Origin of the sequence: Protofrankia sp. Cas3 (assembly GCF_963555955.1) — a bacterium.
GTDB lineage: Bacteria > Actinomycetota > Actinomycetes > Frankiales > Frankiaceae > Protofrankia.
The window spans coordinates 1,631-18,484 of sequence record NZ_CAUVXP010000118.1 but is presented as its reverse complement, the minus strand read 5'-3'; the positions used below and the strand labels follow the sequence as shown (position 1 = coordinate 18,484).

Annotated in this window: 14 protein-coding genes and 2 pseudogenes; 11 read left to right on the top strand and 5 right to left on the bottom strand. The window is 64.4% G+C overall.

Going from position 1 to position 16,854, the window contains the following annotated elements; translation table 11 throughout:
- The 5 genes and pseudogenes from U9983_RS19585 to U9983_RS19570 form a co-directional block, all read left to right on the top strand.
- On the top strand, positions 1–844 hold an 844-nt coding region (locus U9983_RS19585), incomplete at its 5' end, for a Fic family protein (RefSeq protein WP_322755432.1).
- A 697-nt stretch (positions 845–1,541) separates the two neighbouring features.
- Positions 1,542–2,441 (top strand): TauD/TfdA family dioxygenase, encoded by a 900-nt coding sequence (locus tag U9983_RS19580; protein WP_322755431.1) that lies wholly within the window; start codon positions 1,542–1,544, stop codon positions 2,439–2,441.
- Between the two features lie 264 nt (positions 2,442–2,705).
- Positions 2,706–2,945 carry a helix-turn-helix domain-containing protein gene (locus tag U9983_RS19575; RefSeq protein ID WP_416211452.1) on the top strand — a complete coding sequence of 80 codons (240 nt, stop codon included), beginning with the start codon at positions 2,706–2,708 and terminating at the stop codon, positions 2,943–2,945.
- 261 nt (positions 2,946–3,206) lie between these two features.
- Positions 3,207–3,611 (top strand): annotated as a pseudogene (locus U9983_RS27995) (winged helix-turn-helix domain-containing protein); the annotation flags it as partial.
- Between the two features lie 33 nt (positions 3,612–3,644).
- Complete coding sequence (locus U9983_RS19570) at positions 3,645–4,271, top strand: restriction endonuclease (protein WP_322755430.1); 627 nt, start codon at positions 3,645–3,647, stop codon at positions 4,269–4,271.
- Between the two features lie 181 nt (positions 4,272–4,452).
- Here U9983_RS19570 and U9983_RS19565 read toward each other — a convergent pair whose 3' ends face one another.
- The gene (locus U9983_RS19565; protein ID WP_322755429.1) at positions 4,453–4,689 is read right to left on the bottom strand and encodes a hypothetical protein; all 237 of its coding nucleotides are present in this window, start codon (positions 4,687–4,689) and stop codon (positions 4,453–4,455) included.
- A 384-nt stretch (positions 4,690–5,073) separates the two neighbouring features.
- On the bottom strand, positions 5,074–6,102 hold the full coding sequence (locus U9983_RS19560; RefSeq protein ID WP_322755428.1) for an aminoglycoside phosphotransferase family protein: 1,029 nt from the start codon (positions 6,100–6,102) through the stop codon (positions 5,074–5,076).
- 444 nt (positions 6,103–6,546) lie between these two features.
- Here U9983_RS19560 and U9983_RS19555 point away from each other — a divergent pair, with 444 nt between their 5' ends.
- Entirely contained in the window at positions 6,547–6,909 is a 363-nt protein-coding gene (locus U9983_RS19555; protein ID WP_322755427.1) for a type II toxin-antitoxin system RelE/ParE family toxin, read from the top strand.
- A gap of 11 nt (positions 6,910–6,920) precedes the next feature.
- On the top strand, positions 6,921–7,259 hold the full coding sequence (locus U9983_RS19550; RefSeq protein ID WP_322755426.1) for an XRE family transcriptional regulator: 339 nt from the start codon (positions 6,921–6,923) through the stop codon (positions 7,257–7,259).
- Positions 7,260–8,082: 823 nt separating this feature from the next.
- Here the strand turns inward: U9983_RS19550 and U9983_RS19545 are convergent.
- Complete coding sequence (locus U9983_RS19545; protein ID WP_322755425.1) at positions 8,083–8,415, bottom strand: hypothetical protein; 333 nt, start codon at positions 8,413–8,415, stop codon at positions 8,083–8,085.
- A gap of 405 nt (positions 8,416–8,820) precedes the next feature.
- Here U9983_RS19545 and U9983_RS19540 point away from each other — a divergent pair.
- A pseudogene (locus U9983_RS19540) lies at positions 8,821–9,156 on the top strand (transposase); the annotation flags it as partial.
- A gap of 83 nt (positions 9,157–9,239) precedes the next feature.
- On the opposite strand, the gene U9983_RS19535 reads toward U9983_RS19540, so the two are convergent.
- Complete coding sequence (locus tag U9983_RS19535) at positions 9,240–9,611, bottom strand: DUF5615 family PIN-like protein (protein ID WP_322755424.1); 372 nt, start codon at positions 9,609–9,611, stop codon at positions 9,240–9,242.
- A gap of 7 nt (positions 9,612–9,618) precedes the next feature.
- A complete protein-coding gene (locus U9983_RS19530) occupies positions 9,619–9,849 on the bottom strand; it encodes a DUF433 domain-containing protein (protein WP_322751799.1) in 231 nt (76 codons plus the stop codon).
- Positions 9,850–9,958: 109 nt separating this feature from the next.
- On the opposite strand from U9983_RS19530, the gene U9983_RS19525 reads away from it, so the two are divergent.
- From U9983_RS19525 to U9983_RS19515, 3 genes are all read left to right on the top strand, one after another.
- A complete protein-coding gene (locus U9983_RS19525) occupies positions 9,959–10,918 on the top strand; it encodes a site-specific integrase (protein ID WP_322755423.1) in 960 nt (319 codons plus the stop codon).
- 505 nt (positions 10,919–11,423) lie between these two features.
- A complete protein-coding gene (locus U9983_RS19520) occupies positions 11,424–12,617 on the top strand; it encodes a restriction endonuclease (RefSeq protein ID WP_322755422.1) in 1,194 nt (397 codons plus the stop codon).
- 1,971 nt (positions 12,618–14,588) lie between these two features.
- Positions 14,589–16,854: NB-ARC domain-containing protein (locus U9983_RS19515; RefSeq protein WP_322755421.1), on the top strand; the 2,266-nt coding region annotated here is incomplete at its 3' end.

The following is a 16,854-nucleotide window of genomic DNA, read 5'->3' as shown; positions in this document are numbered from 1 at the left end:
CCCCAGCATCGACGTGCGTGAAGTACAGAACTACGTGCATGCGCTGGAGCACGGCCTCACCCGACTACCGGACCTGCCGGTCAGTAAGCGCCTCCTGTGCGAGATGCACAGGCTTCTGCTCGTGGGTGTTCGAGGGCAGGAGAAGACACCTGGCGAATTCCGGCGTTCGCAAAACTGGATCGGGTCGCCGGACAATCGACCCGAAACGGCGTTGTTCGTGCCGCCCACGGTGGAGAACATGTGGCCGGCACTCGACGACTGGGAGAAGTACGTCCACGAGGCGCGGCCTGAGCTTCCGCTGCTGGTCCGTACAGCACTACTTCACTACCAGTTCGAAACGATCCATCCTTTCCTCGACGGCAACGGTCGCCTCGGCCGGCTTTTCATCGTCCTGTACCTCGTCGAACAGGGTCTGCTGCCCGCGCCGCTGCTGCCGTTGTCCGCACAGCTGGAACGTACGAAGAGCCTCTACATTGAACGCCTTCAGGGAGTACGTGAACGCGGTGACGTGCAGGGCTGGCTCCGCTTCTTCCTCTCCGCCGTGGCGGATCAGGCGAACCGGTCCGTAGAACGAGCCGAGAGAATGACCGATCTGCGTGAGCGCTACCGGTCAAAACTGCGTGGGAACCGCAGCAGGGCAGGAGAGGTAGTGGACCTTCTCTTCGGAAATCCGGTCCTCACCACTCGGTTTGTCGTCTCCCATCTTGGCGTGACATCACAGGGCGCCTCGCACCTGTTGCGGCAACTCACCGAGCTCGGCGTCCTTCGTGAGGACGGCGACGGCCGGCGCGGTGTCCGCGCTCGCTGGTACGCAGACGACGTTCTCGAAGTGCTTGAAGTGTAACCGGAGCGGGGGCCGCTCGGCCATTAAGAGCGCCCGGCAATAGGGGCGTGGATCAAGGAGCAGGGCTGGAGTACGTAGATCGCGAGGCGGAGGAGGGAGTCACCCTGGTGTTGGGTGCCGACCGACGACAACGAAGGGAGGTGCGTACCCCAGCCCTGCGACGCCGCGTCCCCAATTGCCGGGCGCTCTAAGCATTGAACCGCCCCAGCTTCGGTGGAGCCTCCAGCAACGGTTGCTGTCAGACCCGGCGCCGGCGCCCGACCGTCGACAACGTCAGCCCAGGCCCACGAGAACTTAACCCTTGCGTTAAGATGCTCCCGTACAGAGCTGAGAGGTCCTCTTGGTCGAGGTTGTCGCCGAGTGGTTCGTCGATCTGACCAAGAACGACCCCCACTCGGCGGACGGTTGAAGGTCACGGCCGAGTTCGACGACTCGAGCTACATCGTCGCCTGACATCGCCAGCCATCACCGAACAAAACGGTAACCCGCAACGGGGCTACCCGCTGCTCAGCAAGCATGGGAAGTGTGGGTGCACCGCCGCCTCCGCGATGGTGCGACGTGTCGTTGATCGTTGCGCTGTGTTATTTTTGCTGGCCAGAGCGTGTCTGCTTTCTTGACGGGTATTACTTTGTTCTGCCACGGGTTTGTCTGGACCCGGTATTCACGCGAAGGCGGGTTCGCTTGTAACGTGCACTCTATGAACGTCGCAGCTGGTTCCGCTACGGAAACGCCGTCCATCAGACCCATGCCCGGTCCATTCGGCGCGTGGGTCGACGATGTCGATCTTCAACGCCCCGTCGACGACGATACAATTCGTTTATTGACGGATGCGCTCTGGAGTCACCGGATCCTGGTGTTGCCCAACCAGTATCTGTCCGATACGCAGTACGTTGATTTTGGTGGATGCTGGGGGGAACCCATAGAGTTCTTCGTCCCATCGGCACGGCTGGCCGACCATCCGGAGATCATCCGGATCCGCAACTCACCGGCGGTGCCACCGGAGTCACGTGACGGCGCGATGCACTGGCATTCAGACAGCTCGTACGAGGCTGTTCCGGCGATGGTGACGATGTTGTACGGCGTTGAAATCCCCACTTCGGGTAATGACACGCTTTTTCTTGACACGGTGGCCGCCTATGCGGCACTGGATTCCGACCTGAAGAAACGCATCGCCGATCTCGCAGTCATTCACGACCCGTCCGGCGGCAAGGTGACCTTCGACGGAGAGGTCCGTGGCCGCGGCAGGCACGACGACCTACCGGTCGTCACCCATCCCCTTGTGGCGCGCCATCCTGTCGTCGGGCGGAAGTCTTTGTACGGGTTCTCCGGAACCGCAGCCGGCATCGTGGGAATGCCCGAGGGTGAAGCACTGGAACTGCTCATCCAACTGAAGCGGTTCGCCCTGCAGGACCGTTTCCGGCAACGGGCGCGCTGCGACGTCGGTTCCGTGCTCATCTGGGACAACTGGTCGGTCCTGCACTCGGCGACGCCGACCTGCTACAGCAACGCCGATGGCGAGCGCCGCCTGATACACCGCATCAGCACCCGCGGTGTGCCTGCCGTATGCACCGCGACGGCCGCCGCGGGTGCGCGGTAATCCCGTCCCGGTACGGCTGCCTTTTCGGTACCCGCCGGGCACCCGGACGCGGCCTAACCTCGACCTTTCGCGCCTCGCGCATACATGATCGTGGCCTGTCTTCCCGGCCCTGGTGATGTTGAGTTGTGGTATTCGGGCGGTTTGGGTTGTGGCTGGGTGGCCCGCTGTCGCACAGAGGTGTGCGGCCAGGTGCACGACGGTGTGGCGGGCGTGGCGGGCATGACGGGCATGACGGGCGGCCCGGCCGGCGAGGGAGAACAGCCGGTGGCGCAGCCGTTTCGGCTCCCACCGGCGGGCCTCCTTGCCGAAGAGCGCAAGCCGCCAGGGCTGACCCAGCGCCAGATAGCCGAGCTGATGGGCGTCTCACCGGGCCGGGTAAGCCCGATCGAGAACGGCGACCTCGACGTCAACGAGGTTGCGACACTGAGACGGTATGCCCGGGCGCTGGGTGCCCGCATGCGGATCATTTTCGACTACGGTAACGACCTCCGCCAGATCGCCTGAGGCGCTGCCGGCACAGGTCACCGCCCGCTCGTCCGTGTCTGGTTGGCTGCGGAGCAGCCGGGAGCGTCGGGAGAGGCGGGTCGAGAGGATCAGCGGGACGGCGTGACCTGGGCTCACCGTCCGCCGGTGTTCGCGCTCGTCCACCGACCTCCGCCGGCTCGGGTACAGCATTAGGTACATGACAGCGGGAGGCTCCTTCGGTGGGCGGGCACCCGGACTCCGCCCAATGTCTCAGTAGTCAGGACTGCCCCGAGCCCTCACATGGGCATTACAGTGACCCGCGGAGGCCCAGCCGACGACCAGGCAAGATCCGTCCTTGCTCCAGCAGGCGCTCGCGTCCGTGCTCCGGGGTGCGGTAGGTTGGGTAGTCTTCGTCACACTTGTTCACTGACGAAGGGTCGAAGTGTGGCTGTACCCGACTTTCAATCGCTCATGCGGCCATGTCTCGCAGTACACGAGGACGGGCAGCCACACAGCACTGTCGAGTTGCGCGACAAGCTAGCTGAGATCATGGACGTATCGACCGAAGATCGAAAGATACTTCTTCCAAGCGGATCGCAGCCGGTTTTTTCCAACCGCGTTGCGTGGGCCATCACGCATCTTGCACAAGCTGGGCTACTTGAACGGCTTGGGCGGGGAATAACGCAAATTACAGACCGAGGGCGCACCACGCTAAAGACGCACCCTGACCGCGTAAATATGACCGTCCTTCTGAGTTTTCCGGAGTACGTAGAGTTCAGGATGCGGACACGCGAGAGAAAAGGGAAGTCTGCCGAGACAGCAGAGACCGTATCCTCTGCGCAGGACCTGTCTCCGCGCGAGGCCATCACTGAGGCAATCGACACGGCACACTCCGCGGTTTCCTCAGACCTCGTCTCGCGGATCATAAAGCAGCCTCCGGCCTTTCTTGAACAACTCGTGCTTAAGCTCCTGGCCGAGATGGGCTACGGAGGACTGGAAGCGCCTGGGGAGCATCTCGGTGGGTCTAACGACGCCGGTCTTGACGGTCTGATCCGCCTTGACCCGCTCGGCCTCGACATCGTCTATGTTCAGGCGAAGCGCTACACGGACCAGCATGTGGGGCGTCCCGAGATACAGGCATTCGTTGGTGCACTGCACGGGGCGCAGGCGAGCCGTGGCGTCTTCATCACAACCAGCAGGTTCACCGCGGGTGCGCGGGACTACGCCGACCGAGTTAACGCGCGGCTCGTCCTCATCGACGGACCCGAACTTGCATCGCTCATGATCGAGTACGATTGTGGAGTAGTCACTGAGGAAAACTTCGTACTAAAGCAGGTCGACGAGAACTTCTTTGACCAGCCGTAGGCAGCTGCGGCCCGTAGGACACTCTGGCGTTCAGCGGGAATGGGGAGCCTGCAGGGCCTTGGCGACTGACGTCCGCCGGCGTAGGTCGCAGTCCTGATTCTTTCCGTGGATGTTCGCTCGCGTCCGTGGTCGTCAGCGGGCTTGGCTGCCACCCTGGCTGCCAGCGCCGCGTACGTCTGCCTCAGCAAAACACCTCGAAGTACGGCCGGATCTGCTGCCAGCGGTGCACCGCTTCGGCCGGAGTCAGCCACTGCATCGGGCGGTGGAAACCGTGTATGACGACACGCCGTCCGTCGGTGAGGTGGCGTTCCACGTCGTGGACGTCGGCCCCCTCACCTCTGACGCGATGCCACTGCTGTCCCTCGTCGTCCCACAGCCGGTCATCGAGCACCCGGTTCCGCGAAGATCTGTTCCTCACCAAGCAACACTGGCACACATTCTGACCCGCAGATTAAGAATCATGTTTGTGATGTCCGTGGGGGTTCGTCCATGTTCGCCGGGCCAGGTTGGCGGGCCTCCGTCGTGCGTGGCCGTCCGCCGACGTCCGCAGACGTCTGCAGCGCAACAGCATCGCAGCCGCTGACCGTCCGATGACAAGATCGACCCGTGCAGTCCGCTGACATCCGCCGTTATCTGTCGGTCCTATGCACGGCCCTATCCGCGTCCACCGCCGTCCGCTCCGGTCGGCCAGTGTCGGCGGCCTGGGCTGTACCGATGGCTGTTCGGCGAGGTGCTGCCGTGGTGCTGCCGCGCCGCTCGGCGGTCCAGATCATCGGCCTACCTTTTCCGGATGAGGGCTCTCTTACGGCCGTTGTGCGGGCAGCGGTTGAAGTGAGGGCCAACGGGCGAGGATGTCGTCGCGCATGGTCGCGGCGAGCTGCCCGAGCCCTTCCAGCTCGCCGCCGTGAGCGGTCATCTGGCTGAGGATTCCGAGGCGATGGACGAGCCGTTGGCGGGCCGTCGCCGTGCCCCACCGCCAGTCGCGGTTCGGGATGTCGGCCAGGTGGTCGGCGGTCCCGCGCTGGGACCGCTGGACCAGCGCGTCGCCTCGTAGCAGCCAGCCTGCACACGCGGCGATGAGATCGTTCGGGACATCGATACCGGTCTCCTGGAGCCACACCGCGCCGTAGGCGGCCTCTGCCGCCTCCAGCAGGTGCTGGGGCGGGGCGGTGACGCACCAGCAGGTCGGGAACCCGATGCGTAAGTATGCGAGTTCCGTGAGTCCGTTGCCTAACGCTGCTTGTTCGAAGTCGATGAACCTGACACCGCTGCTGGTGTGCATGTCGTTGCCGGGGCAAGGGTCGCCGTGCAGCAGGGCATGGCCCGGCGAGCGGACCAGGCGGTTCACGATGTCGTCCAGCTCGGTTCGTACTCCGCAGGGCACTGCGACGCCGAGCGCTTGGGCAAGCCCGAGGAAGGAGTCAACGTCGTCGTGGGTCGGGCCTGACCAGACACGGAGGACCCCTGCGTCCTTGGCTCCGGTGGCGGCGTGGAGCCGCGCCAGCGCCTCAGCGTAGTCGACCACCCAGTCCTCGCGCGGCTGCTGATGTTCCAAGTGCTCCAGGACCAGGACTCGTTGGTCCGGATCAGCGCCGAGGAGCATCGGCACCACAGGTGGGTCGACCCGGGACGCGAGCTTCAGCGCGGCCACCTCACGGGCGTACCTCTCGGGGGCATCGGGCGCATCGATGAGCTGCTTGACCACGACGGGTGTTCCGGACAGCTCCACGCGCCAAACCCGTGATCGCGGGCTGCTGCCCAGTCGGCGAGCCCGCCGGGGTGAGCCCAGCTCCGCCCGCAGCTCTTCCCCAATTGGCAACCGTAACCACATGGCCTCATCCTTTCGAGTGGGCGTTGGGGATCGCTGAGGCGGTCTCCGCCCCGACCACCCGAACTGCCAGACGATCCGCCGTAATCTCGTAGGAAAAGGCGGTTCGTCCGTAGATGTCCGTGGACGTCCGCCGTGTCGGCGTGACCTGCGCTCGCCGTCCGCCGGTGTTCGTACTCGTCGGCCAACGTCCGCCAGCTTGGGTACACCAATGGGTACACGGACACGGACACGGACACGGATCGGAGCAGCCACGGCCTCGCTCGGGCAGGCCCATCCACCGGCCACCCCTCCGGTACACAGCAACAGGACGAGCACCATGATCGCACCAATTTCGATCTTCGTGCGGTACGACATGACCTTGGATATTTTTCCGGCGACCACTCACCGGCACAACGTTGAAGACATATGTTGTCACCGTTATAATTTTGATCGTAAGGAGTGTCGATGACCTGGTCGATCGTCGTGGTGGAGCCAGCCCGCTCATGGCTGCATATGCTCCGTCACGCAGATCGACAGACGCTGATATTGATCAGTCAAGCCATCGAAGCACTGCGGATCGAGGGACCGGCTCTTGGCCGCCCCCTCGTGGACACGATCAAAGGTTCGACGTTACCCAACCTCAAGGAACTGCGACCCGGATCAGTCGGGCCGAGCGAGGTCCGGCTGCTGTTCGTGTTCGATCCGGAGCGACAGGCAGTGATCCTGGTAGGTGGAGACAAGGCTGGCAACTGGCGGGGCTGGTATCGCACAGCGATTCCGTTAGCAGAGGCGGCATACGCGGAGCACATCAAGCGGATGAAGACGTAAGGAGACGACCAGTGACTGACCACCTGAAGGACCCGGAAGCGCGCTCGTGGGAGGATCTCACTGACGAGCTCGCCTTCACCGCCGCCGAACGTGAAGAGATCAGCGCCGGTGCGCAGCGCCTCATCGCCCACGCACGGGCATTCCGGCTCACGGAGGTGCGTCGACGTCAGCATGCGACTCAAGTTGAGGTAGCCAAGGCGATGGGAGTGACACAGGCCCGCGTGTCCCGCATCGAGAAGGGCCAGTTGGAACGCAGCGAGGTTGACACCCTTGCCGCGTACGTCCAGGCGCTGGGCGGCACGTTGAAGATCGTGGCCGATTTCGGCGACGAGTCGTACGTTCTCGGATAGCAGGCGCCACCGGCAGACCGAAGAACAGAACACGCGGCGTGGGTACAGTGAGGTACACGTCACCCTAAGAAAGACCTTGTTTTGATAGTGATCCGACCGAGAACAGCAGGTCAGGATGGGTGCGCCGCCAGGGACTTGAACCCCGAACCCGCAGATTAAGAGGAAAGAGCGGTTCGTTCGCCGATGTCCGCGGACGTCCGCCGTGTCGGCCTGACCTGGGCTCACCGTCCGCCGGCGTTCGTACTCGTCCGCCAACGTCCGCCGGCTTGGGTACACCCATGGGTACATGGGGACGGATCAGAGCACGTACCGACACGGTCTACGCTACAAGCTTGGGAAACCTGTGCGGATACTGGCTCCGAACTGGGCGGACACGTTCCCGCCCTGGTCAACGGCGGTTCGGTACCCGCCACAGGACACCGATGGGACCACATGCCGACCGTCGCTACTGGCACGTGAATGGCACGCCCCCGGGTTTCGCTATCTGGCCGATCCTCGGTCCGCCGTCCGTCGTCGTCCCTGGCCATCCACCACATCTGCTCGGAAGCTGTACCAGGCCCGCTTGTCCGCCTTCGGAGCATCGGCGGCGAGCAGAACCGGCTTCGTAGTGACTCGCGCTGGTGTGGCAGATGCGCGAGTGCTCCAGCCAGGTGGGCCGGACCGTCACCACTGAAACAAGACACCTACGCTCTACGAATGATCCGCACCTGCGCCCCCTCCCGTCCTACCCGTCGAACCGTGGCAGAGGCGACCGGGGCTCCGATGCGGCAGCGAGCTACGTCGGGACCAGTCCTTCGTACCATCCTCTCCTGGGGGCTAAATGTCATCGATCGTAGTTAATGTCGCGATCGGGATATTGACAAGCGTTGTAAGCGGTAGCTTGGTTTGGAGCTGGCAACAAGTAAAACGTCTCCAGAGAAAGAGCCGGTACCATGCTTTCTTTGGTTTCTCTGCCGCCAGAGAGTGCGTCATCATCGTCGGCCAACAGATGAACAACCCGCTTGGCATACATCGCTCCGATGTTAGGGCATTGGTTGAGGTGGCGAGTATCGCCACCGACGGAGGCGTCGTGTTTCAGATTTTCCAGCCCGACCAGTTCCGAGGGGGCATCGGTGGTCGCGTGGAGTTCTGTATTGGCGGGCCCTATGCCAACCATAGAACAGCTGGGCACATGACGACCTACCTCCCTGGCGTGAGGTTCAAACCATACGATCGGGACCGACATGATTCGATCGCTATCGTCGCAGGCAATACCGAGTTCATCTGCGAAGCCAACCAGCGAGAATATGTAATACTTGCAAGAGCATTTTCTTTCTCGCGTGGCCGACCGCTTTTTTTGATTGCGGGCCAGTCCGGTATTACCAATCTTGCTGCCGCATATTTCTTACGCTCCCAGTTCGATGTGCTACGCAGAGCGTACGGTGCTGATCGTAGATTCTGCCTTGTATTGCGAGTAGACCGGCCTGACGTCTATGGCCATGAGTCGGTTCACATCGCGAGCGACGTCACGGAAGTAGCGTTTGGTTCGTGACCGCCATTATACGAAGACATGAGCTCGCTCAACGGGCTCGTGCACCATTCTGACCGAGGATCACAGTCCACGTCAATCCGCTACACCGAACGGCTCGTCGAAGCCGGCGCGACACCGTCCGTGGGCAGCGTCGGGGACTCGTACGACAATGCCCTGGCGGAGTCCGTCAACGGCATCTACAAGACCGAGCTGATCAATCGTAAAGGTCCGTGGCGGACGGTCGATGACGTCGAGCTCGTGACATTCGAGTGGATCGACTGGTACAGCCACCGCCGCATCCACAGCGGCTGCGGCGACATGCCGCCGGTCGAATTTGAATCGGCCTTCTGTCTTCAGGACGAAGCTGCTGTGCTGGCCGAAGCGTAAGCATCCCGGTCTCTAAAGAACCCGGAACGGTTCACCGGCGTCCACCCCTGTCCGTCGTCTCGGCTTTCAGTTTGGCTGTCACCTCAGGGAATCAGTGGCAGCTGCCGGATGCGGATGAGGCGGTCGGTCAGCACGACCATGCTTCCGGATTGGAGGGCGTCGGCGAGTTGGTCGAGGTTGACGAGCAGGAGACGTAGCTGTTCCGCCGGGCGTCGTCCGCCCTCGCGGCGGAAGAGGATGACGGACGGGCTGCCTGCCCCTGACTGCGCGAGGATGCCGCCGAAGTCGGTGTCCGCAGATACGAGCGTCCGGTCGTCCTGCCCGGCGAACGCGAGGACCTTTTCGTCGTCTGCTGCGCCGAGCCCGACGTCGCGCACGTGCAGGACGTCGTGTCCTGCCTGGCGCAGACCCTCGGCGAGGCTGTTGGACAGGTTGTTGTCGAGGAGGAACCGCACGTCGAGGTCAGGCGGGGATGACGAGGGGGAGCTGGCGTTCGAGTACCGCCTCGGCGGCAAACCGGAGGGCTTCGCGTACGTCTTCCCGGTTGAGGTCGGGCAGCTCTGTGGTGACCTCGTCGATGGTCATGCCATCCGCGATCATGCCGACGACGGTGGCAACCGGTATGCGGAGCCCACGTACGCATGGAACACCGCCCATCTGCGCGGGGTTCACGGTGATCCGAGTGAAGTGCACGGCGCCTCCTCTGTCACCTCCAGGATACGGCGATCACGTGCGGCAGTCCGTTGGCTCGGCGGGAGCTGCCTCGGGTAGCTCTGCTGTTCGGTCACGTCATGTCTAGCCGATGCTCGACCTTCTGCTACAAGACGATCAAAAGCCTCGCGCCCTTGGTGGGCTGCGGGGCCGAATCCAGCTCGACAAGATCACTCCCCTTGACGTCCGGCGCCTGGTCGCGGCGGCGAAGGCGTCCGGGTTGTCTGCGGTGAGCGTCCGCCACGTGCACGGACTGATCCGTAACGCGCTCGCCGAAGCCGAACGGCTCGACCTCGTGCCCCGCAACGTCGCGAAAGCGGTACGCGCACCATCCGTCACGCACAAGGACGTCCGGGTGCTGCGTCCCGAGGAAGCACGACGCCTCATGGAGGTTCTGCACGGTGACCGCCTGGAAGCGCTCTTCGCCTGTGGCCTGATGCTCGGCCTACGCCGTGGGGAGATCCTCGGCCTGCGCTGGACCGATGTCGACCTTGACGGCGCCGTCCTGCACGTCCGCCAGAGCCTCCAGCGAGTCGACGGGTCGTTGACGTTCGTGCCGGCGAAGACCGTCCGCTCACACCGGAAGCTACCGATCCCGGCCCGACTGATGGACCTGCTACGCCAACACCGGGTGATACAGGCGGGCGAACGGTTCGAACGCGGCGACTCCTGGACTGAGACGGGCCTGGTGTTCACCACGACGATCGGGACCCCACTGGAACCACGGAACGTCAACCGCCGGTTCGATCAGCTTCGGGCAGCGGCCGGGCGCACCAACGCGATCAGACTCACGGTCCCGTCCAGGGTCGAGGCTCTCCGTCACCACCACCCTAGGCCCGCAAGCCGTCACAAGCATCCTGGACGGGACAATCCGGGCGGAGGCAGAACGCCACCCGGCCTGAGTCCCGGTCCGGGTCGGGAGGTGAAGCCCCGGTCCCCGGAGGCGCGACGAAGATCACAAAACCGGCGCCGACGACCCCATCCGGATTCACTGACACGCACTATCGAGCAACATCGACCGATGACGACAAGCATCGAAACCGTGGGGTAAACGTGGGGTTCAGCGCCTCAGACGTCCGGCTCTGCGGCGAGAAGTGCCTGTGCTGCAGGCATTTTGGGTGCGCCGCCAGGGACTTGAACCCCGAACCCGCAGATTAAGAGTCACGTTTGTAATGTCCGTGGAGGTTCGCCGACGTTCGTCCGTTCAGGTCGGCGGGCCTCCATCGTTCGTGGCCGTCCGCTGGTGTCCGCTCACGTTGCTGTCAGCGGTTGCTGTCAGACCCGATGCCAGAGCCCAACTGGGCGACAGCGTCACCGTACGTTGCAAGCTTGGGAAACCTGCGCGGAACCACTCCGGCCCAGGTCAGCGGCGGTCCAGCGCCCGCCGCAAGACACCGATAGGACGACATGCTGACCGTTGCTACTAGCCGCGAATGGCACGGTGGCAGATCTGCACGGAGGCGATGCCTACTTTGGCGAACCTCTGATCCGTCCATCGACCTCGAGAGGCGACCCGTGGTGTCTGCTGCTCGCGGCTGCCCCTAGTCTGCCGTGCCGTGGCTATTGCGGAGTACGTGGTCCCGTTTGCTGACCTCGCCTCGACCGACCTTGTCGTCGACCGGATGTATGACGGCGGGGCTGCGGGTTCGGTAGCTGACGATCCGTTGGCGCGCCTGCTGCCGGTCGGCAACCAGGGAGGGTTCCGCTATGCCGGCTCGCCTCGGAAAGGCACCGTGCGTCTTGCGGTGCTGTACACGACCGCGGCGGAGGCGGACTGGCCCGACGAGCTCGACAAGCAGACGGGTCTGTTCACGTACTACGGAGACAACCGCAGCCCGGGCCGTGAACTGCACGACACGCAGCGCTCCGGGAACCTGCTGCTCCGGGACGCGTTCGACAGCACCCACAGCACCGCCGACGACCGGCGAGCGGTCCCACCCTTCCTGCTGTTCGAAAAGACGGCACCTCGCCGACGCGTCGTGTTCCGCGGTCTACTCGTGCCAGGTGCAGCGACCCTGACTGGCGACGACGACCTCGTCGCGATCTGGCGCAGTAGCCGCGGCAGCCGCTTCCAGAACTACCGCGCCCGGTTCACGGTGCTCGACGTCGCGCACGTCACGCGCGAATGGCTCACCGACGTCCTCGACGGCCGCGCCTCCGAAAGCGAGCATTGTCCCTCAGCGTGGACGGCGTGGGTCGAAAGCCGCGTCTACACCCCGCTGACCGCGCCGTCGACGACGGTGATCCGAAACAAGGCCGACCAGATGCCGGCCGACCCGGCCGGCCGGGCGATCCTCACCGAGATCCGCGACTACTACCGGGGACGTGAGCACGACTTCGAACTGTGCGCTGTTGAACTCTGGCGGCTCATCGCCCCGGCGACCGGGCGGTGCGACATCACGCAGCCAAGCCGGGACGGAGGCCGCGACGCGACCGGCGACTACATGCTCGGTCCGTCCTCGGACCCGGTCCGGATCGACTTCGCGCTCGAAGCGAAGTGCTACAGCGAGACGAACTCCGTCGGCGTCCGAGAAGTAGCCCGTTTGATCTCTCGACTGCGGCATCGACACTTCGGCGTCTTCGTTACCACCTCGCACTTCAACCAGCAGGTCTACTCAGAGGTCCGAAGCGATAGGCACCCCATCGCGCTCGTCAGCGGCGGGGACGTCGTTGAGGTCCTGCGCGCTCGGGGCTACTCCGATGTACCAGCCGTCCGCGCCTGGCTTAAGAAGATCGGTCATCGAGGCTGATGTTCCGCTCGTCAACCCACGGATTATGAGCTGTCGTGTACTTCGTCCGCCCATGTCCGCTGACGTCCGTCAGTGCAGGTCACGGGCTTGATCCTTTTCGTGGATGTACACCGACATTCGTAGTTGTCGGTCGGCTTGGCTGCCACCCTGGCTGCCACGTCAGGGCAGACGAACCATGTAATCCGTACTTTGCTCTGGATCGTCCGTGAGTGTCCGCTGGGGTTCGCTGAGTCCGGTGATCTGGGGTCGGATGTCCGGTGGCATCCACCGTCGCCCGTGATTGTCCGTGGGCTCGGCTGTCACGTTGGCTGTCAGCCGGCGCTGTCGCCCGTGGTCGTCAGTGGTGCCGTCGGGAGGTTCGGAGCCTCGGGATCTTAACCTCCAGGTGGGGAACCTCGGTTGGCGTGATGCAGGTAAAGATCACTTCGAAAGGCCTGTGCAGTGGTGCCCAGTTCGGACTGGACCTGGTCCTTACCCACAGACTCAGAATCCGATCACCTGTAACATCATCTTTATGGAGTTGTTTCCATCGTTGGCAGGCCGCTTAGCGTTAAGTGGCCTGTTCGTAATCCTGGCAATCGGAAGCCTGGTCTACGAGGTCCACCCGAAGGGAATTTACCTATTTGCGACTGCCGCACCGATGATCGCGTTTACCATTCTCGCTATACGAGGATTCCGGATTGGTGTTATTTGCAAGAATTCAGATGTGACGATTCGAGGTCTTCTATGGACGCGCACGATCCCGCGGGCAAGCATTACAGAGATCACCGATTTTCCTGCGGTAAGGTGGCTGACTCCCGATGGGCGGAAGCGGTGGACGCCGATCTATGTTTTCAGATCCAACTCACGCCAATTAGCGAAGACGATGGCCATGAATGAGTGCAATATTATAAAGCTGCGGCGATGGGTGAAGCGGTGTACGTGATGTAACGTTGGTTGCGCTACATAGCCGATAGCAAGAAGCAGCAACAACCGCTCGATTACAAGAGCAGGGCAGACCATCCGCTGATGTTCGTGGACGTCCGGTGACCTGCGCCGAGCGTCCACCGGTGCCGGTGCCTGTCCGTGGGCGTCCGCCGGCTCGGGTACATATCCGGATACACGGGTACGGGGCCGGTGGCTGGAACCATCGTGTCCGGTGGCAAGTCGACCCGTACCGCAGGCGGGTCAAGCGCCGAGGGCCGGGGCGGCGCGGCAGCACCCTTCCGGGGGCGCGGCGCGTGTCCTTGACGATCTGACGACCGACCCAGAGATTAAAAGTCTCGTTTGTGATGTTCGTTGTCGTCCGTCGACGTCCGCTCACGTTGCTGTCAGCGGTTGCTGTCAGACCCGATGCCAGAGCCCAACTGGGCGACAGCGTCACCGTACGTTGCAAGCTTGGGAAACCTGTGCGGCTACTGGTGCTGACCTGGTCCAAAGCACTCCCGCCCAGGTCAGCAACGGTCCAGCTCTCGCCAGAGACCACGGATCAGACCACATGCTGACCGTTGCTACTGGCACGTGAATGGCACGCCGAGGGCCGTTGATCCGTATTAGATATGGATCTTCCGCTGATGTCCGTGGACGTCCACGGTGTCCGCTGACCTGGTGCGCTCCGTCCGCTGGTGTCCGCCAGCGTTCGTGGTCGTCTATCGGCTTGGCTGTCAACTTGGCTGTCAGCTCGGCCGTTCATGCTGGACCGTGACGTGGAAGATCCGCAGATTAAGAGATCATCGGTGGTTCGTCCGCCGGTGTCTGTGGATGTCCGCTGGTCTTGGTCGTGGCGTTGTCTGGTTCTGGGGGGGTCCGCGGGCGTCCGTCGGCTTGGCTGCCGCGGTGACTGCCAGTTGTGGTGCGCTGCGCGGGATGCCGGTGATGGTGCGTTACATCTGGGTTGGGGGTTTCGTGTCTGATCTGGGGGTGGGATGGTGGTCGTAGGTGTGACGGGTTGTGTCGTTCGGGTGGCCTTGCGCCGTCGGGAGGGTACGGGTGATGGGTGCTTTGTTGCCCGAGGAGGTCTGGGAGTTCGCGCGGGTGTTTGCGGAGGTCCCGTCAGCTCGGGAGGTGCTGAAGGCTGCGGGGTTTCCGCGTGAGCGGGTGCCGGGGCTGAACACGTCGAGTCCGGCGCAGTTGTGGGAGTCGGTGTCGGTGGAGCTGGCCGGGGGTGTCCTGGTGGACGGTCGGCGTCGGCTGCTGGCCGCGGCGGTGGAGCGCTATCCGGCCAATCGGGTGTTTGGTGGCGATGCGGCTGGTCGTCGGGCGGTGTGGATGTCGTCGTGGGAGCGGTTGCGGGCGTCGCGGCCGTTGCCGGCGATGTTCGTTCCGCGTGACGGGGTCCTTGACCGGGCGGTGGGTCTGCTGGCGGTCGAGGGTGTCGGCGGTGTGGGGCTGGTCGGTGGGGGTGGTGTGGGGAAGTCGACGGTGGCGCGTGCGGTCGTCCAGGACGGGCGGATCGGGGAGCGGTTCACCGGTGGCGCTGTGTGGGTGGAGGTGAACCCGGGCGCGGACGTGTGTGAGGTTCAGGGGCGGGTGCTGGCGGCGTTCGGGGATACCCGGCCGGTAACGGAGGTGGTGGAGGGCCGGGAGCGGTTGCGTGAACTGTTGTCGGGCGCCCGCTGTCTGGTCGTGCTCGATGACGTGTGGGAAGCCGGTGTGGTGGAGGGGTTCCCGCGGCTGGCCGGGGTTCGCCTGTTGGTGACGTCGCGCAGTGCGCGGGTGCTGCACGCGGATGCGTCGATCTGTCCGGTGGGTCCGGTCGAGGAGGCGACGGCGCGCCGTCTGCTGGCGGCCTATGCGCGTTGTGCGGTGGAGGCGTTGCCGCCGGCCGCGGCGGGGATTCTGGCGCGCTGCGGAGGATTGGCGGTCGGGCTGGCGGTCGCGGGCAGTCTGGTCGGGAAGTCGTGGGGGTGGGAGGAGATCGCGCAGGCGTTCGACGCGGCGGATCTGGCTGGGCTCACGGCCCGGTTCTCTGACTATCCGTACCCGAATCTGCTGGTGGTGTTGGCGGCGGGTTTCCGGCTGCCACCTGAGGGTGCGGCGGCCCGATTCCACGAGCTGGCGGTGTTCAAGGGCCATGGTCCGGTTCCGATCCCGGTCGTGGTGGGTCTGTGGGAGACCAGCGGCCAGTTGAGCGCCGCCGACGCGGGGGCCTTGCTGCGTCAGCTTGGCGGGGCCTCACTCGTGCAGGTTGACGGCCAGGCGGATACGGTCACGGCGCACGACCTGCTGTTCGATTTCGCCCGCGCAGAGCTTGGCGCCGACGGGTTCACCGCGGCGCATGGCCGCGTTGCCGGCTGGCTGCTCGATCGGTGGGGTGGGCTGGCTGACGGCCTGCCCGGTCTGCGCGACGCCGCGGAGTTCGACGACGTGGACCGCTACGGCCTGACCTGGCTGGTCGCGCATCTCCTCGACGCGGATGATCCGGACCGGGTCGACCTGTTGTTGGCCGCGGAACGACCGGCGCCAGGCGGCCGGGCTGAAAGCATCTGGTACACGGCGCATGAGGATCAGGGCAGTACCGCCAACTACCTGGCCACGATCCGGGCTGCGTGGCACGATGCCCGCACGCGGTATCCGTCAGGTGACCCGCGGTCGTTTGCCCGTCAGGCCAGCTACGCACTGCTTATCGGCTCGATCACCAGTATGGCCGCGAACATCCCCCCGGCCCTGCTGGTCCGCCTCGTCGAGACCAGCATCTGGCCCCCCGCCCGCGCGCTCACCTACGCCCAAACCGTGCTGCGGCTGGACGATCGGGCGTCGGCGCTGTGCGGGCTGGTACCCCATCTATCGCCCGACCAACATGAGCCGGTCCTCATCCAGGCCTTGGCCGCTGCCACCGCAATCGACAAGCCGGACGTCCGGGCGTCGGCGCTGCGCGGGCTGGCACCCCACCTACCGCCCGACCTGCTCACCCAGGCCTTGGCCGCTGCCACCGCAATCGACGGGTCGTCCGACCGGGCGTCGGCGCTGAGTGGGCTGGCACCCCATCTACCGTCCGGCCTGCTCACCCAGGCTTTGGCCGCTGCCACCGCAATCGACTGGCCGTTCGACCGGGCGTCGGCGCTGAGTGGGCTGGCACCCCACCTACCGCCCGACCTGCTCACCCAGGCCCTGACCGCTGCCACCGCAATCGACAGGCCGTCCGCCCGGGCGTCGGCGCTGAGTGGGCTGGCACCCCACCTACCGCCCGACCTGCTCACCCAGGCCTTGGCCGCTGCCACCGCAATCGACGACCCGGACGCCCGGGCGTCGGCGCTGA